Below are 22,778 nucleotides of genomic sequence, written 5' to 3' on the forward strand. Positions count from 1 at the left end.
GACAATGTTTAAAAATAAATGGAAATTGAGGTAATAAAACCATTGACTTTTTTAGGAAAATGGTTGATATTTAGATATATACTTAAATATCTAAATCATGTATGCGTGAGAGGGGGAAAGTTTTTGAATAAAGCTTTTAAAGCACTGGCCGATCCTACAAGGAGAAGAATTTTGGACTTATTAAAGAAACAAGACATGACAGCTGGTGAAATTGCGGAACACTTCGACATGTCAAAACCCAGTATTTCTCATCACCTTACCATATTGAAAAATACTGATTTGGTTCACGATGAGAGGAAAGGCCAATTTATTATGTATTCATTAAATACCACTGTATTACAGGATCTTATAGGCTGGTTCTTTTCTCTGACTGATTCAGAACATGATAATAAGAAAGGCGGGGAATCATGAAAAAATATCTCTTTTCGGCAGGAATCATAGTTTTAACTGTTTTCACATGGGTTTGCACATATTCATCTTTACCGGACAATTTGGCGACACACTGGGGATTAAACGGAAGTGCAAATGATTACCAAACGAAAGCTAATGCGATGATGATGCTTATTGGCATCATGATTATTCTATATATTTTAATGGTTATCATCCCTAAGATTGATCCTAAAAATAACTACAAAACGTTTATCCGGCCATATATGGCTATCTTTAATACAATGTTTGCGGTTCTGTTTGTCATTAATCTGATTACCATCTTGACCGGCCTGGGATATGATCTCCCTATATCTTATTTAGGAAACTTTATAGTGGGAGTCATTTTCATGGTGTTTGGAAACTTCATTCAGATCGTTAAGCCTAATTTCTTTTTAGGGATAAGAACACCTTGGACGCTGAGCAGTGAAAGAGTTTGGAAGGATACACACAGGGTTAGTTCGAAACTTTTTGTCTTAGCGGGCATGCTCATGATGCTTGCAGCTTTTTTGCCGCCGGTGTATAGAGTGTCAGTCATTTTCATGGCTGCAATCGGCTGTATCATATTATCTTTACTATATTCTTACATTGTATATCAGAGACAATTGAATAAATAACTGTTGAGTAGGAGCAATCTAATTGGATTGCTCCTATTTTGTCAGCGGGAAACGCAAAAAAATTTTGCGCTTGGCTGAAGTTTGCACGCAAACTGCCGGAAAATTTTGCGGGAAAAGAAAGAATGCTGGCGAAACATCCCGTTTTTTCGGATTGGCACGGAACTTGCTTTATAAAAAGGGAAAGCAAGATCTAATGTTGAATGATTACAAAACAAGGGGGAATCAGATTATGTCAGCTTTCACAAAATCTCAAGAAATTATCAGCCAAACTTCACATTACGGCGCGAACAACTATCATCCTCTGCCGATTGTTATTTCCGAAGCGCAGGGTGTTTGGGTAAAAGACCCTGAAGGTAATCAATATATGGATATGCTGAGTGCTTATTCTGCGGTGAACCAGGGGCACAGACATCCGAAGATCATTCAGGCGCTGAAGGATCAGGCTGATAAAATCACTCTGACGTCACGCGCGTTCCATAATGATCAGCTCGGTCCGTTTTATGAGAAAACAGCCAAGCTGACCGGAAAAGATATGATTCTGCCGATGAATACGGGGGCGGAAGCTGTTGAATCCGCTGTCAAAGCGGCGAGACGCTGGGCATATGAGGTCAAAGGAGTAGCGGATAATCAGGCGGAAATCATTGCGTGTATCGGCAACTTCCACGGCAGAACGATGCTTGCGGTATCCCTTTCTTCAGAAGATGAGTATAAACGCGGTTTCGGACCTATGCTTCCGGGTATAAAATTAATTCCATACGGAGACGCAGAAGCGCTGCGCAGGGCGATCACGCCGAACACAGCCGCTTTCTTATTCGAACCGATTCAGGGAGAAGCGGGCATCGTCATTCCGCCGGAAGGATTTTTACAAGAAGCGGCCGCCATTTGTAAGGAAGAAAATGTGCTTCTGATCGCTGATGAAATTCAGACGGGACTCGGCCGCACAGGGAAAACATTCGCGGTTGACTGGGAAAATATCGTACCGGATATGTTCATCTTAGGCAAAGCGCTCGGCGGGGGCGTCTTCCCGATTTCGTGCATTGCGGCGAACCGTGACATTCTCGGTGTGTTTAACCCGGGTTCCCACGGCTCGACATTCGGCGGAAACCCGCTCGCTTGCGCGGTATCGCTCGCATCTCTTGAAGTCCTTGAGGAAGAAGGGCTGGCAGAGCGTTCCCTTCAGCTTGGCCGTTATTTTAAAGAAGAGCTTGAGAAAATCGATAACCCGATCATAAAAGACGTGCGCGGACGCGGCCTGTTTATCGGCGTTGAACTGACAGAAGCGGCCCGCCCGTACTGTGAAAAGCTGAAAGGCGAAGGGCTTTTATGCAAAGAAACACATGATACCGTGATCCGTTTTGCACCGCCGTTAATGATTTCCAAGGAAGACTTGGACTGGGCGATCCAAAAGATCACAAACGTGCTTCAAAACGCGTAAAACCTTGATGCGGCAATGCTTTCCCTCGGCTTGTATGGAATTTACAAATAAAAAATTCAGCACACTCTATTTGCGCGGCGACAGTATTTTAGTATAATGTATCTTTATGTACGAAAATGAATTTCATATAACATTCATATACAAATAGAGGCTCTTTGGACAGCAAATCGGTTTCAAAGCACCGGCTTGGTTCCAATACAAGTTGCTGAAGGGGTGCAGAATAGTGAATACAAATCAAAAAGAGAATCAGCTTCAGCGCACAATGAAATCACGCCATTTGTTTATGATTTCTTTGGGCGGAGTGATCGGCACCGGGTTTTTCCTGAGTACCGGATTTACAATTAACCAGGCGGGACCGCTGGGCGCGGTTCTGTCTTATCTGGTCGGCGGTTTTATAATGTTTTTGACAATGCTCTGCTTAGGCGAGCTTGCGGTTGCCCTTCCCGTATCAGGGTCGTTTCAGACGTACGCAACCAAATTCATCAGCCCCGCTTTCGGTTTCGCATTCGGCTGGCTGTACTGGCTCGGCTGGGCGGTGACATGCGCCATTGAGTTTTTATCTGCGGGACAATTGATGCTCCGCTGGTTTCCGCATGTTCCCGTATGGGTGTGGTGCCTCGTGTTTGTCGGACTGATGTTTCTTTTGAACGCCATTACCACAAAAGCGTTCGCTGAGTCGGAATTTTGGTTTTCCGGTATTAAAATTTTAGTCATTCTGCTGTTTATTATTTTGGGCGGCGCCGCCATGTTCGGCCTGATTGACATGAAACACGGCGAGCAGGCTCCTTTCTTCTCTCATTTTTATGAGGATGGATTGTTTCCGAATGGCATTAAGGCTATGCTTATTACGATGATTACCGTAAACTTCGCGTTCCAGGGAACGGAGCTGATCGGGGTTGCCGCGGGAGAAAGTGAAAATCCCGAGAAAACGATTCCGCGCTCTATCCGGCAGACGGTATGGAGAACGCTGGTCTTTTTCGTTCTCTCCATCATCGTCATTGCCGGCATGATTCCTTGGAAGCAGGCGGGAGTGGTCGAAAGCCCGTTTGTCGTGGTGTTTGAACAAATCGGTATTCCATATGCCGCCGATATTATGAACTTTGTTATCTTAATTGCGCTGCTCTCAGTGGCCAACTCAGGCCTGTTTGCATCGACGCGTATCCTATATGCCATGGCGAACGAAGGACAAGCCTTTAAATCACTCGGCAAAACAAATAAACGCGGGGTGCCGATGAACGCTCTGATTGTGACGCTGGCCGTCGCCTGCCTGTCACTGCTGTCTAAAGTGGCAGCGCCGGAAACCGTTTATATGTTTCTCTTATCATTAGCCGGACTAAGCGCGCAGGTCGGCTGGATTACGATTTCCCTGTCACAGCTGATGTTCAGACGGAAATACATCCGCGAAGGCGGCAAAGTGGAAGACCTGAAGTTTAAAACACCGCTGTACCCGGTGCTGCCTATTATCGGGCTGACGTTAAACACGGTTGTTCTGATCAGCCTCGCATTTGATTCAGAACAGCGGCTCGCCCTTTATTGCGGCATCCCGTTCATGGCGGTGTGCGTTATCGTCTATCATCTGTATGTAAAAAAGCATAAGCAGTCAGAAAAACAGATAGAGCTTTAAATCTTTTCGTGTCCAAGTCATCTTTGAGAAACCCGCACAGGACAACATACAACATGTTGAGGTGGAAAAACGGATGAACAAGAATATCTCAGTTATTGGAATGCCGATGGATTTAGGACAAGCACGACGCGGAGTGGACATGGGCCCGAGCGCCATCCGCTACGCGCATCTCATTGAACGGTTATCTGACATGGGGTATGCGGTGGAAGACTTAGGCGACATCCCCGTCAATCGTGAAAAACTCAAAAATGATGAAGAGCTGAAAAATCTGAACTCTGTGCTCTCGGGGAACGAGCAGCTCGCCCAAAAGGTGGACAGCGTCATTGAGAATGAGCGGTTCCCTCTCGTCTTGGGCGGCGATCACAGCATCGCGATCGGAACGCTGACAGGAACGGCAAAGCACTATAAACAGCTCGGCGTCATCTGGTACGACGCGCACGGCGACTTAAACACGCTGGAAACATCGCCGTCAGGCAATATTCACGGAATGCCGCTGGCCGTCAGCCTCGGCGTCGGGCACGACACGCTGGTGAACCTGGGCGGGTATGCCCCGAAAATCAAGCCGGAGAACGTCGTCATCATCGGCGCGAGATCGCTTGATGAAGGTGAGCGTGAATACATTAAGGAAACAGGCATGAAGGTCTATACGATGCATGAGATTGACCGCCTCGGCATGACAAAGGTCATTGAAGAAACCATTGACTACTTGTCAGACTGTGACGGCGTTCATCTCAGCCTTGACCTCGACGGCCTTGATCCGAGCGACGCACCCGGCGTAGGCACACCTGTCGTCGGCGGCATCAGCTACCGTGAAAGCCATTTGGCAATGGAGATGCTGTATGATGCCGACATCATCACTTCAGCTGAATTTGTCGAAGTCAACCCGATCCTCGATCACAAAAACAAAACCGGCAAAACAGCGGTCGAGCTGGTGGAATCTTTGTTAGGAAAAAAACTGTTATAAAATATGCGCCTCCGCACCTGCGGAGGTTTTTTTGTTGCCACGAGGAAACTAGCGGGCTGCCACCCTCTTTTTGAACCTGTAAATATGATATATTTATTACACAAAATGGGAAAGGGAGGTGTCCTGACAGATGGCTGAAGTGATGGCCCACGAAACAGTTGCGAAAAAAATCAGTGACTGGTATGAGGAAATCAAAAAGCACAACACCGAATCGGCTGAGGCGTTAAGAGAACAACTGCTTACGGATCTGCAAAATATGACACAAAATCAAACGGTGCTCCTTTATTTTAATTTAATTGATTCCCGCTATAAGCTTTTAATGGAAGAGTATGAGAAAACAGACGGCATTTTAAAAACGATCCAGCTGAACGCCGATAAAGAAAAAACAGACCAGATGATTCAATACTATTATTATTTCTTTTCCGGAATGCACGAGTTTTACCGTAAACGGTTTATGAACGCCATTAATTTTTACCGGATTGCTGAAAGCAGGCTCCGGCACATACCGAATGAGATTGAAAGAGCCGAGTTTAATTATCAAGTGGCGATTGCCTACTATGAAATCCGCCAAAACTACTTTGCGATGAACCACGCGGAAAAAGCGTTGGAGATCTACAAAGCCAATGAAATGTACGCGGTCAGAGAAGCACAGTGTTTAATGGTGATCGGCTGTAACAGAATGGACTTGTTTCACTATCAGAAAGCCGAAGAGCTCCTGCAGACGGCGGTTCATCAAGCCGCCAAAGCGGGCGATCCGCATATTGAGGCGCTCGCCCACTTTAACGCAGGCATTTGTTATGAAAGACAGGAAAAGCTTGAGGAGGCGCGGGTCGAGTTTGAAACGGCTCTCGATCAAAAGGAGCATTTGCGATCAGCGTATTCGGTGCGGAGTCTGTACATGCTGGCCAGAGTATTGTTGAAGCAGGAACAGGCGGATGAGGGCCGGTTTTGGCTGCATAAAGCGCTGAATGCCGCTGAAGAAAAAAACGAACCCGTATACACCCAAAAGCTGCGCATCTTACAGCATGTCTTTATTGACCGCAATGAAGAAGCGCTTGAATCAGCTTTCGCCGAGTTAAGAAGGAAAGAGCTGTGGAGTGACGTTTCCGATTTGTCGTATCAGGCCGCGGCGCATTTTAAAAAACAGGAGAAATACAAACCGGCGGCGAAGTATTTTCAGGAATCAATTGATGCCAATGACCAAATTTTGAGATTAACGGAGGGGATTCGTAATGAAAACATGTAAATTCATTGTACTCTCAGCAGCCTTGGCAAGTCTCATTTCGATTGGATTATTTGCGCAAACTGGTTCAACGGCACAAGCCGAACAAATCATAAAACCGGCGGAAAACGGAGCCTTCGGATAATACTTCATGATACCGCTTTCAATCTGTGTTTCGTAAGGAGTGATTTAATGGCTATCACGCTGCAGCCGATGACAGAACAAGAATTTCAGTCCTATCTCGCTCATTCAACCAAGCATTACGCTGAAGAAAAGGTAAAAGCGGGAACGTGGCTGCCTGACGAAGCGCCGGAATTAGCCGAGCTGGCGTTTAATGACCTGCTTCCTGAAGGCTTGGAGACGGCCGATCACTATTTATGGACGCTGACATTGGACGGAAAGGAAAATACCGGCTGGCTGTGGCTGCACGCTGATCCGGACCACCCGCAGCAGGACGCATTTATTTATGATTTCGGCCTTCATCCGCCTTTCCGCGGCAAAGGCTATGCGAAAGAGGCACTCGCAAGGCTGGAGGACAAAGCCAAAGACCTGGGTGTCCGCAAGATTTCTCTCCATGTGTTCGCTCATAACGAAACGGCGCGGAAGCTGTATGAGAAGACCGGATTTCTGGAGACGGATGTCATCATGAGCAAAAAGCTGTCATGAAAAGAGGCCCGCACGATGGGCCTCTTTTGTTATTCATCTAACAATGTCATCATGTGTTCCGGATAACGCTCGCCGGCCGCCGTGCCGATCGGAAACATCTCATCCAAACGCGCCTTCACATCCTCGGGAAGCACAATGTCGAGAGCGGCGAGGTTCTCTTCCAAGTAGTGTTTCTTTTTTGTACCCGGGATCGGAATGAGATCATCGCCGTTTGCGAGAACCCATGCGAGCGCAAGCTGAGGCGCGGTGATATTCATTTCCCGGGCAATGGCGGTAAGTTTTTGGACGAGCCCTATATTCACCGCCAAATTGTCTCCCTGGAATCTCGGCGTTCTTCTTCTGTAATCATCGGCATCCAGCTGCTCGGCCGACGTCATCTTTCCGGAAAGAAAACCTCTGCCGAGCGGACTGTAGGGCACAAATGAAATGCCGAGCTCACGGCAGGCGGGCAGCACATGCTCCTCTGCTTCCCTGCTCCATAAAGAATATTCCGATTGAAGCGCGGCAATCGGGTGAATGCGGACGGCGCGCCTGATCGTTTCTGCGGAAGCCTCTGACAATCCGATAAACCTCACCTTTCCTTCGTCTATCAGCTCCTTCATGGCGCCGACAGTTTCTTCAATCGGCACCCGCGGATCAACCCGGTGCAGATAGTAAAGGTCGATATAATCCGTCCCGAGACGTTTCAGACTGGCATCACACGCTTTTTTCACATAATCGGGCCGTCCGTTAATTTCGATAAACTCACCCTTTTCGCTTCGGACATAACCGAATTTCGTCGCGAGGTAAAGCTCCTTTCTGAATGGGGCGAGTGCTTTGCCGACAAGCTCTTCATTTGCACCCAATCCATATTGATCAGCCGTATCAAACAAATTCACGCCGAGATGAACGGCATGATGCAGTGTGGAAATCGACTCTTCCTCACTCTGGCTGCCGTAGTATTCCGACATGCCCATGCACCCTAACCCCATTGCGGAAACCCGCATCGAACCGATCGTTCTGTCCTTCATATGTCCTCCCCCTTTCTTGTATGATAACCGGATTTCCTGATATTTGAAAATGATTTATGCATATGATTTACATATTGTTATAAAATTTTTAAAAATCTGTAAATTATCTATTTTTTTATCGCAATTCCGTCATATAATACAAATGTGGAAAAATTATACTCAAAGAAAAGAGGCGAAGTAATATGTGTAAAAAGCTGTTCAAAGCCATCCTCCCGTTTGCCCTGTCATTCACCATGGTTCTGTCGTTCTCCGGTTTGAATGTAAAAGCGAAAGAAACAGAAGCAGCCCGCTACGCAAAAGAAATCGCAGACCTTCAGCAGGGCACGACTCCTCAAGACGTTCTCCAATCCGCCAAAGAGCTTGCCAAACAGAAGCACGTTTCAACAGAAGCAATTCTCAAGCAGTTTCATCAAGAAATCACGGCAGACAAGGTGCAGGGAAATGTAACCGCTTCCAAAGAAGGGCTCTCTGCGATGGGCGGATCGTCAGGAACCAAAAAACTTCCGAAAAGCACAAAAGGCAATATTTATTACACGAACTCATACACGGCTTATTACAACCACGGGCATGTCGGCATGTATTCATCCGCTGATAAAATTGTGGAATCCGTGCCGGGAGACGGCGTCCGCCAGATTGCTTATAACGGCAGAGAAGTCGAAGACAATTCAATCGTTCAGACCGTGAAAGTTACCGATGCCCAAAAACAAGCCGCCGCTGACTGGGCTGTATCAAGAGTCGGTGATGAGTACTCCTTCAACTTCGTCAATAACAGAAATACGGGCCATGAAGGCGCCAAAAACTGCTCAAAACTGCTGTGGTCGGCATTCCTCTTAAAAGCCGGGATTGATATCGACTCTAATGGCGGCTTAGGCGTATACCCGCGCGACATCACAAGCTCGTCCTACACAACCACGATTCTGACCATTCACTAAGGAGAACAACGTGAAAAAAATCATCTGGATACCCTTAGTGATCATCGCCGCCGCAGCGGTCTTATGCTTCTTCTATTTCCGCACGGAAGACCCTGCGGAGGTTGCGAGAGACACATTAAATGACCCTGATTTTCTGAAAGATAAAGAGGCGCTGCTGTATTTCTCCACGGCGGCTGACCAAGACACGTTCGGCGGCGGAAAAAGCTACGCCCTCTTCGCCGATGACAAAGGACGGCTCTCTTCTTATCACATGAAGGGGCTTGAGCTCGGATCGGCCAAAGTGCATGACGGCAGCGTGCTGCTGGAGGACAAAAAAGGAATCTATACCGTTCAGGACGGCCTTCACACATATAAAAGAGCGTACCAGCATACGGGAGACAGCGCGGGATATATCGAACGGGCGAAAGGCTTTTACACGCTGTATAATTCGGGCTACGACAAGAGCGGCGGCAGCTATCGCTCAGAGCTGTACCGCCAGATTGACGGCAAGTGGAAGCAAGACGTCATCCCGCACTACATCCGCGCTTCAGGCTTTTTTAAAGATCATCTTTTCGCACTCACGCCGACAGATGACGAAAAAGGCTATCACATCCAAGACATTCAGACCGATAAAGAAAAGCTCCATACAACATCAATCGCGACGTGGACGTATAAAGAAGGCACGTCTGTCGAATCCCAGCTCGCCGCGGACGACAGCGCCGTCTGCTTTGTCACCAGAGGGGAAAAAGCAGATCACATCTATCAAATGGTGAAAGTCATGAAAAACAGCGGCGCCATCAAAACGTATGACATCGCCGCTTATAAAAATGACGAACAGACGATCTATGACTCCATGCCGTTCAGCTTCAAAAAAAGCTTTTTCATGGAGCGGCGCAGCTTCTATTTCGTTGACGGCTTCGGAAACGTGTACCGTATCAACTCTGAGACCGGAAAAAGCAAAAAAGCCTTCAAGCTCCCCGCATCACGAATGAAAGCCGACTTTAAAGAGCTGACCCATCAAAACGGAAAGCTGTATCTGTTTACGTACAGCTACAAAAAGCCCGCCAAAATCGAATCCTTCGACCTGAAAACGGGCAAAAAGCTGAACGACCTGACCATCCCAAATTTAAAAAACATCGTCACGCCGAAAAGCCATCTCAAGCTGTATGATGTGCAGGTGATGGGTGGGTTTGAGAAGGAAAAGCAGTCATCATAATGAAAACACAAACTTTGGATTATATAAACAAAAAAACCTTTTATTGGTTTACTTGTACTCGTTTGAGGATATAGAGTAGTAGACTGAATAAAAGGAGGATATATAGTGAAAAAACGTTTCAAATGGTTTGTGGGAGTAGTTATTTTTGTTTTTATGTTCAGTTTTTCAGGTGTGACAGAAGCTATTAGTACAAAGACAATAAAAGATGAAATCACATGCCCTGTCTGTGATAAAACGATTAAGTCTGAAGGAAGTAAAAAAGACAGACAAAAAGCTTTGAATATCGTCAAAGACAGAGATGATTTGGATATGGATAAAACAGAAGTCTTTGTGACTGTTTTAAATAATAAAGATCATAAGATTGCATTGGTTCATTATGAAGAACAGCAAAATCATTCATTTGCGCAGAGGTATATTAATTTAAACACTGAGCAAATCGTTTTATCCGTAGAGGGTATAGGAAAATGGGACAAAGAAAAAAAAGAAGGAAACTTCAAATTAAGAGTTGGCGATAAAGAAATTATTAATGAAGATTTTAATCAAGATGGATTAAAAGGCAAGGGGAATAATGCTTTATTGAACTCTGTCAAAAAAGCATCTCCGACAAAATCAAAATTGGAGTCCTGTAACGATTTAGTCACAAAAATGCTGGGGCTGGGATCCAGTATTGCTTGCGCAGGTGCTTGTATGGCTGTCGGAGGTGCTGTCGGCGCAGTAGTGTGCTCGCCTTTATGTTTAGCAATTGAAAATGGAGTTGGCGAAGCAGGTGCTAAAGAAATTTGTGAACAATTCTTTGGTTGAAATATGCAGATTTGAAAAGAGCTTGCCGCTTTTGGTAAGCTTTTTATAATGAAACGTTACTGCAAGAAAGAAGGTGGTCATTTGAAATCATTCAGTATCTTCTTATTGTTGTCCGTCATTTGTATAACCATTGTTTTTGTCATAATGAATATGTTGATTGGATACCCTGATGTGAGCAACGGGGCATTGATTATGATTGTATATATCGTTGTGACCCTTATGATAAGGCTATATAACAAGAGAAAAGCCGACCGAACATAGAGATAGAGGAATTTAGGAGGGAGCCGATGAAGAAAAAGCTTGCCGCGGTGACCGTAACCATTCTCCTGGTTTCCGTGATAACCAACTCTTTTTTAAACGGCGGAAAGCCGGACTGGATTGATGTTTGCTCTACACTGCTGGCGTGTCTATTAGGAATTCTGTTCGTCCTTCGCTTAGAAAAAAGAGAAAACACGTAAAGAGCCGGATGCTGAAAACACCGGCTCTTTTTGCGCGTGATTTGCCGAATTGTGGATAAAACTCAGCCCGAAGCACTACTAACATGTGTATAAATAGGTTATATTGAAAAGAGAACAATTGCCGCGTGCAAAAGAAAACCGGAGGACGTAACGATGAAAACCGCTTATTATTCTTGTGAAGAACATATTGAAACCGTGCTGGACATGTACATAGATGATCATGAGCTTCCGCCCGAAATCAGAAAAATCGAACATACTAACAGTTTATCCACAGCCTGTGAATTATGTGGGGACACTGCAACATATCTAGTAGGGAACGAATGATCTTACACAAAATACAGAAAAGATATCCACAATTGTGGACAATATATATGAATAACTTGTTTCTAAAGTGGGGATGACCTGTGAATATCAATATTGTGACCATCGGAAAACTAAAAGAAAAATACCTCAAGCAAGGCATTGAAGAATACAAAAAACGACTCTCAGCCTACGCAAAAATCGACATCATTGAACTCCCGGACGAAAAAGCCCCGGAAAACCTGAGCGACCAAGACATGAAAATCGTCAAAGACAAAGAAGGCGAACGCATCCTGGCCAAAATCAGCCCGGACACCCATGTCATCGCCCTTGCCATCGAAGGAAAAATGAAAACATCCGAAGAACTGGCCGATACAATAGATAAGCTGGCGACATATGGAAAAAGCAAAATCACCTTCGTCATCGGCGGCTCACTCGGCCTAAGCGACGCCGTCATGAAACGGGCAGACGACAAACTGTCATTCTCAAAAATGACATTTCCTCATCAGTTGATGCGCCTCATACTAGTTGAGCAGATTTATCGGGCGTTTCGGATTAATCGTGGGGAGCCTTATCATAAGTGAGTGAGTTTTTTTATTAAAAATGTAAAAAGAGGTTAGAAATAATGAGAGAAAGAATAATCAAAGAAATTTCCAATATTTACGGTGAAGATCCGGCCTATATTTTACAAATAATAAACTCTTATGATCATATAACACCTTTTATACTTAAAAAAGTAAAGGGAAAAGAAGTTATTGATAAATACTCAATTTCTTTAGAAGAACAAATAGTGTTAGATTACTACAAAATTCTCTTAAACGTTAATTACAATATCAAATTCCCCAATAGATCTTATATAATGACAGAATTAATGAATTTATTACCGTATTTACATTTTTATAAATACTATACAATTTACAAGTTTGACTTTAAAAAATTTTTTAATAATGTGTCTCCTGCTCACAGTTATAAGTTATTATCTAGTTCAACTACTCTAAGATTAAAAGAGCTCAGATTCTTTGAAAAATATACGAAGGAATTAGATTGCTATAGACCTGGAATAGGTTTGCATAACTCGCTTATAGAAATATGTGGAATGAGATTTGACCAAGAGGTCAAATCTAAATTCAAAAATAGAGGTTTATTATATTATTCAAGGTATGTGGATGATTGCATTATTATTTTAGATGAGACAAGTAAAAGAACTGATTTAGAAAAAATCATTTTAAAAATAATGAAAAAGCATTTTGGGAAAAAACTAGAGCTTAATGATGATAAAACAGCCTTTCATTCTACTAACCATACAAATTATGCATTCAGTTATTTAGGCTATTGCTTTCAAAAAGGACAATCTTGGAAAAGTAAATATAAAATTGGTATCGATGAGGAAAAACTTAAAAAACACGTTAGTAAGCTTAATACAATAATATTAGAATATGGTCAAACTGGTAATATTGAATTATTAAGTTTTAGGCTAGAGTTGTTCTTCAAAAGAATAGTTTTTTTTGGAGATAGAAATAATGATGGTAATTACCGGTGGCAAGTAAGAGGGATAAGTGACAGTTATAAAGAATTGAAACGATTTATGCATAAAACTAATTTTGACAAGCAAATTACAAGAGATACTCTTAAATTATTTAAAGAGGAAATCACAAATTGTTTTAAAAAAAATAATATAGAAATACCTCCTAAAATTAATAATCAAATAAAAAACAATAAATTTATTTCTTGTTTTAAAAACAATAAAGCTTTTTTAATACACCCTAAACTGGGTCTTAACAAGGAAGATTTAATAAATCATTTAAGCAAATTTAATGAAAAAAATATAGAAAGTCTTAGCTATAACGAATTAGCAAGGTTATTACTGGTAAAGATAAAATAAATAGAAACAGCGGAATGAAATTCCGCTGTTTCTTTTAAGAATATGCTAAGTGCATATTCTCGATATTGTGTATAAAAAGAATACCAAAAAATATTATGGGAGTCAAAACATGAAATCTAAAAATAAGTTTAATCGACAAACAATTGATTTTTTGCTTACTGAACTTCTCCCCTATGAAAAAGGAAACCATTTTACACATTTATTTCTATATGAATATCTTCAAAAGAATAAGAATAAGTTAAATAAAATTGTAAAAAAAACTAAGGAGATAGATACTTTTTTTGATTCCACTTGGCATTCATCACCATTAAAATTTAAAATATCTAAAACAAATGGTGGCTTTAGAGAGTTATCTTTAATAAATCCTCTCGGGCTTATTGAGTCACTGGCTTTTATTAATGTATTTGAAGATGACTTAATTAATATAAGTCACAATAAGGTGGATTTTTCAACTAGAAAAGCAAGAAGGGTTAATAGCTTAACTTATAAAAAAAATAATAATCAGACAGTTTTCTATACAAATGACCTCGATTCTAAAAAGCAGTTACTTCTTTCTTTGGAGTCAAAAGGAACGTATTTTAAACATTACCCTTTTAAAAGTATGACTGAACTTTTAAATAGTAACATGTTTATTTATTCAAGAGATAAATATGATTTATTATTAACTATTGATATACAAAATTGTTTTTCTAGTATATATACTCACTCTTATAAATGGCTAATTTCTAATAAAACCTATGACTCTAAAAACTTTAAAGGATCAAATAGTATATACAAGAACATAGATGCATTTTTGCAGAATTTAAATGGCTCAAAAACAAACGGTATAGTTATCGGACCAGAATTAAGTAGGTTCTTAGCAGAATTTTTATTGATACATATTGATCAGCAATTAATAGAAAAGTTAGCTGAAGAAAATATAACAAAAGAACTTGATTATGAAATATTCAGATTTGTTGATGATTACTTTGTTTTATCTAATAATAAAAATACACTAAATATAATAAAAGATAAATTAGAATTTATCCTTAATAAATACCAACTTAAAGTAAATACTTCTAAGGTCAATATATACGATAAGGAAGATAACCTTAATGAATGGATTCTTGAGCTTCCACACATATTAAATTTAATCGATAAAGCGTTTATATATGTAAAGAAACCTTTAAAAGATTATAATCAGCTTTTTGAACTAAATGAGGAGATTAAAGTTGGATATCTTGAAGCTGCAACGACCACTGAAAAGTTAAATACAATAAATAATTTTGAACAAATAAAAACAAATAAAATCAGATATGTTGAACTAAGAAATAACATTAATAGTCTTATTAAAAAAACAAATGAAAATTCTTTTATTTGTTCTTATATTTTAAGTGTAATTTTAAAAAAGATAGAAGAAGATAAAAGTGATGCCCTTCATATAAATATGGAAGAGAATGATCTTGTTAGGTTGGTATTTTTCATATATTCAAAAAAGGTTTCATATGTTTCTACTCAAAAAGTAATAAGGATTTTCACATTGTTATTTAAGACTAAGGAAAATATAAAGCATTCAATTGAAGACTGTATCGAAAGCTTTAAAAATAATATATTTAATAATTATACAGGCGATTGGATAGATCTGTTGCTGTTTATATCGAGTTATAAAATAGATATATCTAATAGTTTGTTAAAACAGATAACAAATAAGATATTAAGTGAAGAAAATCCAGTACATATTGCTTCAGTATGTTTGTTTTACGAAACAAATTATATTGAGTTATCGAATTTTGTACGAAATTTAAATCAAATAGTAAAAAGAAAACTTGAACAGTTAAATTGGGAAGATTTTTTTCAAGATGAATTTTCTTGGTGGGTATTTATTTTTTATAGTTATCCGAAATTAAGCAAAAATAATAAAAATTTTATAAAAAAGAAAATTTGTGAGGTTAAAGATAAGTTAGAGTGTACGTCAAGTAATTGTGAGGTTAAAGATAAGTCGGAGTGTACGTCAAGAAATTGTAAGGCTAAAGATAAGTTGGAGTATACACCTAGTGAATTGGCTAAATGTTTAATACTAGACTATTTGTTAGAATCAAAAAATCATTTTATAGAATGGAGTTTCACAAAAGAAATTTATCATAAAAAATTTTATTTTTATACAAAGGATAGAACAGTTTTTAATCCAGATATTATAGATCCAATAAATATTTCGAGATAGGGGCTAACACTTTACTCTGGAGATATCTTCGATAAGACCAAGAACTATCTTGGTCTTTTTTTCATTGAATCCAGGCTGTGTTTGTTTTACAGATCTGAAGTTGGTTTTGGTTACAATAGTGTCAACGAGTTCGGTGATATCTCACTGAGAGTGTTGTTTAATCCGGATAAGAAGTGCTTCATGGAAGCGTGTCACTCATTTTCTCACTTCATATATTAATATCACGCAGCCTCTCCAAAATAGAAACTTCTTATATCAGGTCTTCACCGAGGGTTATTTCTTTTACTTCCGCTCTAGTCTTTGTTGACTAATCGTTTCACTGTTAAGTTCCGGTGCCCAGTTTAAAAGTGTCGATAGTTACCAAGAGTCTAATGGGAAGAACTAGGGAAATAGGGGATTGACTAAAAGAAAGCCGAACTAATTTTTAGGGAGACAATTTTAAAAGAGAAGCATTTTGGGAAAAGTGGAGTTCAAACCTTCCACCTCATGTTCCTTAAAGTGCCTTTACTGCAAAGAGTGGTCAATATCTTTTGCTAATGGTTGCTCATTCCCTAAAAAGAAGCTGTCATTCAAGAATTCCCCCCTTGAATCACAGCTTTTTTCTCTTTTTCCACACGACAGTATAAATCCCTTTGCGTCACGGAAACCTAGTGGAAAAGGTTTCTGAAAGGAGGGGGCGTATGATGAAAAGTGAAAAAATTCAAAACAAAACATCTTTGGTTTGGAAGATGGCGATTGCATCTGCTGTTTCGTGGGAAGCGGCAAAACTAGTTGGCTCTGATCACCCCTATTTAGCGCCTCTTTCTGTTATCTTATGTTTGCAGCCAACGATAGATCAGTCAATTCGCTTTTCTTTTCATCGTATTGCGGGAACTGCGATTGGGATCATGCTAACGTCCTATCTTGTCAGACACTTGCCAATGAATGGCTGGATGCTGGGGCTGTTCCTGTTAGGCGGTACTTACATTGCGAAGTGGTTGCGAATAGATGTAACGGTTTTACATCAGGTAGCGCTCACCATTTTATTGGTATTTACCTTTGAACGAAACGCTAAAGATTATGCATTCGACCGAATCATCGATACGGTGATCGGCGTCATCATTGCCATTCTGGTTCACATGTTCCTTTTTCCGCCGGACTACACAAAAAAGGCAGCGGACTCTTTTCAAACATTGGCTCGTCAGCTTTCCGGCACACTTTCAGACCTTTCCAAATGGGTGCAATCAGAGTGGGGGCAAGGAAAAGGGAACCTTATGGCGTATAGAATGAACAATCTTCTGCAAGAGCTGCATATGACAAAAGAGATGCTGCAAACAGCCTCTGACAGTTTAAAATTCAACCCCGTCAGAAAAAAACATAAAATCATCATTTCAAGCTATCAAATTGAGATGCAAAAGTTGAACGCCGGATTTGAGTATTTATCAAATATAGTGAAAACGTTAAAAGAATGGGAAAAAGAGGGGGAGTTATCTTCAAGTGACAAAATAGAGCTGGGGAATGATTTACAAGTGTTAAGTGAATACTTTGCGGGTTTTAAAGGCATACAGCAGGGTGAAACAGACAATTGGAAACAGAAGGAACAGGACATGTTATTGGAATCTCTCCGTTCCGACATACTGTCGCACCCGCCGCCCGGTCATAAGGTCTATAAAGACTCTTTTTTTTTAGAAACGAAGAAATTGCTGAAGCGTTTGTAATGTTTTCTGGAATTAAAGAATACGGATATACAGATGCAGATATGATCAGGTAAAACGGGGGACATGAAATGGATGATATACACCGGATTTTGGATGTCATCGCCACTTCTAAAAAAGCTAAGGTACTGGCTACCATTATTAAAACAGAGGGGTCCGCTTATAAGAAAGAAGGGGCCTCCATGCTGATTTTAGGGGACAAAACAAGAGTCGGAATGTTATCCGCCGGTTGTCTGGAAGAAGACCTCGTTGAACGGTCAGAACAGGTCTGGGCTGCAGGAGAGCCGTTGATTGTCCGCTTTGATATGAGTGCGGAGGATGATTTATCCTGGGGGCAGGGCATTGGCTGTAATGGTGTTTTGACGGTTTTACTTGAGCCTGTAAAAGGGGAATTGGAACGACATCTGATGACAGTCAAGACATGCTTAGATGGAAAAAAGTCTGTGACCCGAGTGAAACGATTCACTAAAACGTTAGAGCCGAAGGAAGATCTGTACATAGTGGAAGACGGCAGAGTGTTTGGAACCGGGGATGTTATGGAACAAGGCTGTATTCAAAAACTGAGACAGACGGAAAAGGGAATCAAGAGGGATGAACATACCTCTGATTTATTTTTTATCCATCAGATGGTGCCAAAACCTTGTTTATATGTCTTCGGAGCAGGGGAAGATGCGAAGCCGTTAGTTTCGTTGGCAGCTGGCACTGGCTTTCATGTGACGGTGATTGACTGGCGTCCCGCTTTATGTCATCACGGCCATTTTCCTGAAGCCGGCCATTTGATAACAGGAGCACCGGAAGAAGTCATGGAAGGCCTGAGCATGACAAAAAGGGATTTTGTTGTCATTATGACGCACAGCTTTCAAAAAGATCAGATCATTTTACGTACATTAAAAAACGAGAATGTGTTTTATAAAGGTGTATTAGGCCCTAGAAGGCGCACTGAACGGCTATTATGCGGAGCTGAGATTCCGGAAGATATTCATTCCCCTATCGGACTTCCCATCGGGGCACAGGGCCCTGAAGAGATTGCTGTAAGCATTGTTGGCGAGATGATTAAAGAAATGCGAAAGCAAAGGTCTCTCTTATGAAAACAGCAGCCATTTACCTGGCAGCCGGTACAAGCAGACGCATGGGGACGGATAAGCGAAGTTTAGTTCTCAATGGAGTTTCCCTTGGAAGTATGGCTCTTAAAAATGCCTTGTTATCTGAATTAGATCATATTTTCGTTATAACGGGAAAGGGAGATCCACTGCATTGGCTTTCGGATTTTTTCTTTTTAGATCCCATATCAAATAAGTGGAGTCAGGCAGAATGTGAGCAAGCGGGTAAGGGCCAAGGCCATTCTATACAATGCGGTTTACAAAAAGCGGCAGAGTACGAGGCTGACGCTGTTATCATTCTCCTTGCAGATCAGCCGTTTGTCACCTCAGATATCATCAATACATTAATTGATTCCTATCAAAAGGAGCGCCGTTATTCATTTATCGCCGCTGAAAATCATCATCTTCCTATGCCCCCCATTTTATTCTCAAATCAATGTTTTCCGGTATTGCATCAGTTAAAGGGAGATCAGGGCGCCCGGCACGTCATCCGTGAAAGTATGATCAATACGGGAAAAATGATCAGCTTTCAAGACCCTTTGCTTTTTTATGACGTCGATACAGTTGAAGATTATACGCTGCTGCTGAATAAATTCGGGGAGTGAATGAGTTGGAGTATATCGGGAAGAGTGTCATTCGAAAAGAGGCCCTTGAAAAAGTGACGGGTAAAGCGAAATATACGGATGATTTTCAAGAAACAGGCACATTACACGCAAAAATGCTGACCAGTCCATATGCTCATGCCGATATTGTGTCTATGGACTTTTCAGAAGCTTGGAAGATTCCCGGCGTGAGAGCGATATTGGGTGATGAACCTTTTCCGCTTGCAGGTGAAGAAATTAAAGACAGATCGCCGATTGCTTATAAAAGGGTCAGATACCATGGTGAGCCGGTTGCTGTTGTTGTAGCGGAAAATCCGATTACAGCTAAAAAGGCAGCGGATGCCATCAAAGTATCCTATAAACCTCTTCCCGTCGTCAATTCCCCCCGTGAGGCCTTTCAAAAGGATGCGCCGCTCGTCCATGAACATGCGGACCGCTATGAGAAGACAAAAGGTGTATTCCCGGTTCCGAAGACCAATATCGCAAACGTGGATAAGGTTAGAAAAGGAAATATTGAAGACGGGTTTAGGGAAAGTGATGTGACAGCAGAATTCCAGATTTCCTTTAACCCTTCTGATCACGCTGCGATGGAAACAAGATGCTCGATTGTTGAAATTCGGGCGGATGAGGAGATTATCATTACCACATCCTCTCAAGCTCCTTTTGCCATTAAAAAATTAATGCAGTGGTATTTTGGAATCGAACCCGGAAAGGTGATCGTCAAAACGCCTTTAGTAGGAGGAGCGTACGGGGGAAAAGCAGCTGTTCAGTTAGAGGTGATTGCCTATTTGGCATCAAAAGCAGTCGGAGGCCGGCCCGTCAAATTGTTTAATACGAGAGAAGAGGATCTGATCACATCGCCCGTTCATATCGGGTTGGATGCCATTGTCAAATTAGGGGCTGCAAAGGATGGAATCTTAAAGGCGGCGGACATTCAGCTTTTATTTGATGGCGGAGCGTATTCTGATAAAGGAGTGGACATCAGCCGGGCTGCGGTGGTTGATTGTACGGGTCCGTACGCGATCGATCATATACGGTGTGATTCATATTGTATGTATACGAATCATCCATATCCAAGTGCATTCAGGGGCTACAGCCATGCTGAAGTGTTATTTGCCTTTGAGCGGACGATGGATGTATTGGCGGAAAAGCTGAACATGGACCCATTAGAACTCCGCTATAAAAATGCCATTCGCCCCGGTGACACCACACCGACTCAAGTTCTTCTCAATTCAAGCACGGTCGGAAATGTGCCGAAATGCATTGAAAGATTAAAGGAATTAATGAATTGGGACGAGGGACAGCGAATTGAAATCGATGGCCGGAAGATACGGGCGAAGGGAATCAGCTGCATTTGGAAAACCTCAACATTTGATACAAATGCAACGTCCGGGGTGATTCTAACCTTTAATCCCGATGGAAGCATTAATTTGATGTCAGGGGTAGTGGAAATTGGAACAGGGACAAAAACAGTGCTAGCCCAAATCCTGGCGGAACGAATGAAAATGGATATAAGCAAAATTCACGTGAAAATGCTTATAGATACACAAACAACACCCGAGCATTGGAAAACTGTGGGGAGCAGAGGGACGTTAATGGCCGGAAGAGCCGTACTGAATGCAGCGGAGGAAGCCATTCGAAAGCTGAAAGACGTGGCATCATGTGTGTTGCGGGTTCCTGTCGAGGAATTGGAAGTGGCCGACGGAAAGGTTTATTTTATAGATCATCCTTCTGTACATGTTGAAATAAAAGACATTGCTTACGGATATACGTTTCCAAATGGAAATACCATTGGCGGCCAAATCATTGCGAGCGGCAATTACACATTAACCCGGATGACGAATTTAGACCGGGAAACGGGAAGGGGGAAGCCGGGACCCGAGTGGGCTGTCGGTGCTCAGGGAATTGAAGTTGAGTTGGATAAACGGGATTATACGTATCGAATTACAAAAGCCTATTCTGTTGTGGATATAGGAACTGTACTGAATGAAAAAGCTGCTAGGGGTCAAGTAATGGGGGGGATGAGTATGGGAATCGCATTTGGAGGAAGAGAAACCTTTGTATTTGATTCATATGGCAGAGTATTAAATCCTCAGCTTAGAACATACCGCCCCCTTCACTATGGAGAGCAGCCTGAATATATCATTGAATTTGTTGAAACCCCGCATGTGATTGCCCCTTATGGAGCGCGCGGCGGCGGGGAACACGGACTGTTGGGGATGCCGGCAGCATTGGGAAATTGCCTTTCCGCCGCTTTAGGTGTCCAATTGAATCAACTTCCTCTCATTCCCGAACGATTATGGAGGACGCAAGAGGGGTGGAAAGATGATACCGTTTGATTTTGATTATTTTAAACCGAAGACCATTCAAGAAACAATCAATCTATTTCACTCGCTTGCGGCCGAAAAGAAAACACCAATGTATTATTCCGGCGGCACGGAAATTATCACGTTAGGAAGGCTGAATATCATCTATACGGATGCGGTGATAGATATGAACGCGCTTCCGGAATTTCAAACCATCCGCTTTTATGAAAATGATCTGGTGATTGGAGCGGGCGTGTCATTAACGAAACTGGAGGAAGAAAATCCATTTCCGCTATTAAGTAAAACAGTCAGTGAAATAGCCGATCGGACGACTCGAAATAAGATCAGCCTGGGCGGAAACATTTGCGGGGGCATCTATTACCGTGAGGCCGTGCTGCCGTTGTTAATTTCCGATAGTTTGATAGGGATTGCAGGGAGAGCGGGGATTCATTACCGTCCCATAAATAAAGTATTTAACAAGGAAATACAGTTGCAAAAAGGTGATTTTTTATTTCATGTCGTTGTCGATCGAGCGTACGTTGACCTGCCATTTGTCAGTATCAAAAGAAGACAGCAGTGGAATGTCGGGTATCCATTGGTGACGGTCTGTGCGCTGAAAAAAGATGATGAGATCAGAATGGCCTTCAGCGGCGTATGTCCATTTCCGTTTCGTTCTGCTGAAATGGAGGCTGTGCTTAACGATAAAAGCCGATCAGCAGAAGAAAGAGTAAGCAGGTCTTTACAGTATGTACCCAAACCCGTTCTTGATGACGCAGAAGGCTCAAGTGAATACCGAATGTTTGTCTTGCAAAATACAATTTTAGATGCCCTACGGGAATTAGAAGGAGGTCCAAATGTCTGATCGTATTACGTTGAAAGTAAATGGCGAGGAAAGACAGATTACGGTCAGGCCGGCTGATACTTTGTTATTTGCTCTTCGTCTTCGTCTCGGATTAACTGGTGCAAAACCGGGCTGCTTAAATGGGGATTGCGGCGCCTGTACGGTATTAACGGACGGGGTGCCGATGAAATCTTGCTTAATGCTTGCGGCAGAAGGGGAAGGAAAGGACATTACGACAATTGAAGGACTGATCAATACGCCGATTCAAAAGGCTTTTATTGAAAAATTCGCGTTTCAATGCGGTTATTGCACACCGGGTTTTCTCATGAATTGTCATGCTTTAGTGAATACTGAGCCGAATGCAAGTGATGACACGATAAAAAATTGGCTGGAGTCCAATATTTGCAGATGTACGGGTTATAGGGAGATTGAAGAAGCGGTTAAATCCGTTTTACATACAGGGAAACCGTAAAAAAAGAGCCCAGAGAATCATCCCTGAACTC

23 protein-coding genes are annotated in these 22,778 nt (G+C 42.0%); 22 read left to right on the forward strand and 1 reads right to left on the reverse strand.

What is annotated here, in order from left to right:
* Positions 1-123: 123 nt before the first annotated feature.
* The 8 genes from SB24_RS10155 (at position 124) to SB24_RS10185 (ending at position 6,954) form a co-directional block, all read left to right on the forward strand.
* Complete coding sequence (locus SB24_RS10155) at positions 124-411, forward strand: autorepressor SdpR family transcription factor (RefSeq protein WP_015240946.1); 288 nt, start codon at positions 124-126, stop codon at positions 409-411.
* The gene (locus tag SB24_RS10160; protein WP_015418604.1) at positions 408-1,043 is read left to right on the forward strand and encodes an SdpI family protein; all 636 of its coding nucleotides are present in this window, start codon (positions 408-410) and stop codon (positions 1,041-1,043) included. The genes SB24_RS10155 and SB24_RS10160 overlap by 4 nt, the downstream gene beginning before the upstream one ends.
* A gap of 229 nt (positions 1,044-1,272) precedes the next feature.
* A complete protein-coding gene (locus SB24_RS10165) occupies positions 1,273-2,478 on the forward strand; it encodes an ornithine--oxo-acid transaminase (protein ID WP_004393130.1) in 1,206 nt (401 codons plus the stop codon).
* Between the two features lie 223 nt (positions 2,479-2,701).
* Positions 2,702-4,102: an amino acid permease gene (locus SB24_RS10170; RefSeq protein WP_015418603.1), complete on the forward strand. Its 1,401-nt coding sequence runs from the start codon at positions 2,702-2,704 to the stop codon at positions 4,100-4,102.
* Positions 4,103-4,175: 73 nt separating this feature from the next.
* The gene (gene rocF / locus SB24_RS10175; RefSeq protein WP_007407883.1) at positions 4,176-5,066 is read left to right on the forward strand and encodes an arginase; all 891 of its coding nucleotides are present in this window, start codon (positions 4,176-4,178) and stop codon (positions 5,064-5,066) included.
* Between the two features lie 130 nt (positions 5,067-5,196).
* Positions 5,197-6,312 carry a response regulator aspartate phosphatase gene (locus tag SB24_RS10180; protein ID WP_039253203.1) on the forward strand — a complete coding sequence of 372 codons (1,116 nt, stop codon included), beginning with the start codon at positions 5,197-5,199 and terminating at the stop codon, positions 6,310-6,312.
* Entirely contained in the window at positions 6,299-6,433 is a 135-nt protein-coding gene (locus tag SB24_RS20510; RefSeq protein ID WP_007407881.1) for a hypothetical protein, read from the forward strand. The genes SB24_RS10180 and SB24_RS20510 overlap by 14 nt, the downstream gene beginning before the upstream one ends.
* A gap of 47 nt (positions 6,434-6,480) precedes the next feature.
* A complete protein-coding gene (locus tag SB24_RS10185) occupies positions 6,481-6,954 on the forward strand; it encodes a GNAT family N-acetyltransferase (RefSeq protein WP_039253206.1) in 474 nt (157 codons plus the stop codon).
* 29 nt (positions 6,955-6,983) lie between these two features.
* Here the strand turns inward: SB24_RS10185 and SB24_RS10190 are convergent, their stop codons facing one another.
* A complete protein-coding gene (locus SB24_RS10190; RefSeq protein ID WP_015418600.1) occupies positions 6,984-7,964 on the reverse strand; it encodes an aldo/keto reductase in 981 nt (326 codons plus the stop codon).
* A 233-nt stretch (positions 7,965-8,197) separates the two neighbouring features.
* Between SB24_RS10190 and SB24_RS10195 the strand changes: the two genes are divergently transcribed.
* The 14 genes from SB24_RS10195 to SB24_RS10255 all read left to right on the forward strand — a co-directional run bounded on the left by SB24_RS10195 (position 8,198) and on the right by SB24_RS10255 (position 22,747).
* On the forward strand, positions 8,198-8,896 hold the full coding sequence (locus SB24_RS10195) for a hypothetical protein (RefSeq protein ID WP_370529540.1): 699 nt from the start codon (positions 8,198-8,200) through the stop codon (positions 8,894-8,896).
* Positions 8,897-8,906: 10 nt separating this feature from the next.
* Positions 8,907-10,091 carry a hypothetical protein gene (locus tag SB24_RS10200; RefSeq protein WP_039253209.1) on the forward strand — a complete coding sequence of 395 codons (1,185 nt, stop codon included), beginning with the start codon at positions 8,907-8,909 and terminating at the stop codon, positions 10,089-10,091.
* Positions 10,092-10,196: 105 nt separating this feature from the next.
* A complete protein-coding gene (locus SB24_RS10205; RefSeq protein WP_015418597.1) occupies positions 10,197-10,892 on the forward strand; it encodes a hypothetical protein in 696 nt (231 codons plus the stop codon).
* A 287-nt stretch (positions 10,893-11,179) separates the two neighbouring features.
* Entirely contained in the window at positions 11,180-11,350 is a 171-nt protein-coding gene (locus tag SB24_RS20225; protein WP_007407875.1) for a hypothetical protein, read from the forward strand.
* Positions 11,351-11,503: 153 nt separating this feature from the next.
* Complete coding sequence (locus SB24_RS19580) at positions 11,504-11,674, forward strand: CxxH/CxxC protein (protein WP_004393147.1); 171 nt, start codon at positions 11,504-11,506, stop codon at positions 11,672-11,674.
* 80 nt (positions 11,675-11,754) lie between these two features.
* Positions 11,755-12,234 carry a 23S rRNA (pseudouridine(1915)-N(3))-methyltransferase RlmH gene (gene rlmH, locus SB24_RS10215; RefSeq protein WP_013354196.1) on the forward strand — a complete coding sequence of 160 codons (480 nt, stop codon included), beginning with the start codon at positions 11,755-11,757 and terminating at the stop codon, positions 12,232-12,234.
* Positions 12,235-12,275: 41 nt separating this feature from the next.
* Positions 12,276-13,532 carry a reverse transcriptase domain-containing protein gene (locus SB24_RS10220; protein WP_039253214.1) on the forward strand — a complete coding sequence of 419 codons (1,257 nt, stop codon included), beginning with the start codon at positions 12,276-12,278 and terminating at the stop codon, positions 13,530-13,532.
* A gap of 109 nt (positions 13,533-13,641) precedes the next feature.
* A complete protein-coding gene (locus tag SB24_RS10225; protein ID WP_039253217.1) occupies positions 13,642-15,732 on the forward strand; it encodes an RNA-directed DNA polymerase in 2,091 nt (696 codons plus the stop codon).
* Between the two features lie 680 nt (positions 15,733-16,412).
* Entirely contained in the window at positions 16,413-17,429 is a 1,017-nt protein-coding gene (locus SB24_RS10230; RefSeq protein WP_039253220.1) for an FUSC family protein, read from the forward strand.
* Positions 17,430-17,497: 68 nt separating this feature from the next.
* Positions 17,498-18,514, forward strand: coding sequence for an XdhC family protein (locus tag SB24_RS10235; protein ID WP_039063856.1), 1,017 nt, complete (start codon positions 17,498-17,500; stop codon positions 18,512-18,514).
* Entirely contained in the window at positions 18,511-19,131 is a 621-nt protein-coding gene (locus SB24_RS10240) for an NTP transferase domain-containing protein (protein WP_039063855.1), read from the forward strand. The genes SB24_RS10235 and SB24_RS10240 overlap by 4 nt, the downstream gene beginning before the upstream one ends.
* A 5-nt stretch (positions 19,132-19,136) precedes the next feature.
* A complete protein-coding gene (locus SB24_RS10245) occupies positions 19,137-21,467 on the forward strand; it encodes a xanthine dehydrogenase family protein molybdopterin-binding subunit (RefSeq protein ID WP_039253224.1) in 2,331 nt (776 codons plus the stop codon).
* A complete protein-coding gene (locus SB24_RS10250; RefSeq protein ID WP_039253227.1) occupies positions 21,454-22,296 on the forward strand; it encodes an FAD binding domain-containing protein in 843 nt (280 codons plus the stop codon). Before SB24_RS10245 ends, SB24_RS10250 begins: the two co-directional genes overlap by 14 nt.
* Complete coding sequence (locus tag SB24_RS10255; protein ID WP_039253231.1) at positions 22,289-22,747, forward strand: (2Fe-2S)-binding protein; 459 nt, start codon at positions 22,289-22,291, stop codon at positions 22,745-22,747. The genes SB24_RS10250 and SB24_RS10255 overlap by 8 nt, the downstream gene beginning before the upstream one ends.
* Positions 22,748-22,778 lie beyond the last annotated feature (31 nt).

This window comes from Bacillus sp. Pc3 (assembly GCF_000815145.1).
GTDB lineage: Bacteria > Bacillota > Bacilli > Bacillales > Bacillaceae > Bacillus > Bacillus velezensis.

Bases quoted from the DNA above. Each gene is read 5' to 3' on its own strand.
- rocF (WP_007407883.1), top strand. From the start codon at position 4,176: ATGAACAAGAATATCTCAGTTATTGGAATGCCGATGGATTTAGGACAA.
- SB24_RS10160 (WP_015418604.1), top strand. From the start codon at position 408: ATGAAAAAATATCTCTTTTCGGCAGGAATCATAGTTTTAACTGTTTTC.
- SB24_RS10230 (WP_039253220.1), top strand. From the start codon at position 16,413: ATGATGAAAAGTGAAAAAATTCAAAACAAAACATCTTTGGTTTGGAAG.
- SB24_RS10250 (WP_039253227.1), top strand. From the start codon at position 21,454: ATGATACCGTTTGATTTTGATTATTTTAAACCGAAGACCATTCAAGAA.
- SB24_RS10255 (WP_039253231.1), top strand. From the start codon at position 22,289: ATGTCTGATCGTATTACGTTGAAAGTAAATGGCGAGGAAAGACAGATT.
- SB24_RS10195 (WP_370529540.1), top strand. From the start codon at position 8,198: ATGGTTCTGTCGTTCTCCGGTTTGAATGTAAAAGCGAAAGAAACAGAA.
- SB24_RS10220 (WP_039253214.1), top strand. From the start codon at position 12,276: ATGAGAGAAAGAATAATCAAAGAAATTTCCAATATTTACGGTGAAGAT.
- SB24_RS10180 (WP_039253203.1), top strand. From the start codon at position 5,197: ATGGCTGAAGTGATGGCCCACGAAACAGTTGCGAAAAAAATCAGTGAC.
- SB24_RS10235 (WP_039063856.1), top strand. From the start codon at position 17,498: ATGGATGATATACACCGGATTTTGGATGTCATCGCCACTTCTAAAAAA.
- SB24_RS10190 (WP_015418600.1), bottom strand. From the start codon at position 7,964: ATGAAGGACAGAACGATCGGTTCGATGCGGGTTTCCGCAATGGGGTTA.
- SB24_RS10240 (WP_039063855.1), top strand. From the start codon at position 18,511: ATGAAAACAGCAGCCATTTACCTGGCAGCCGGTACAAGCAGACGCATG.
- SB24_RS20510 (WP_007407881.1), top strand. From the start codon at position 6,299: ATGAAAACATGTAAATTCATTGTACTCTCAGCAGCCTTGGCAAGTCTC.
- SB24_RS10165 (WP_004393130.1), top strand. From the start codon at position 1,273: ATGTCAGCTTTCACAAAATCTCAAGAAATTATCAGCCAAACTTCACAT.
- SB24_RS10225 (WP_039253217.1), top strand. From the start codon at position 13,642: ATGAAATCTAAAAATAAGTTTAATCGACAAACAATTGATTTTTTGCTT.
- SB24_RS20225 (WP_007407875.1), top strand. From the start codon at position 11,180: ATGAAGAAAAAGCTTGCCGCGGTGACCGTAACCATTCTCCTGGTTTCC.
- SB24_RS19580 (WP_004393147.1), top strand. From the start codon at position 11,504: ATGAAAACCGCTTATTATTCTTGTGAAGAACATATTGAAACCGTGCTG.
- SB24_RS10185 (WP_039253206.1), top strand. From the start codon at position 6,481: ATGGCTATCACGCTGCAGCCGATGACAGAACAAGAATTTCAGTCCTAT.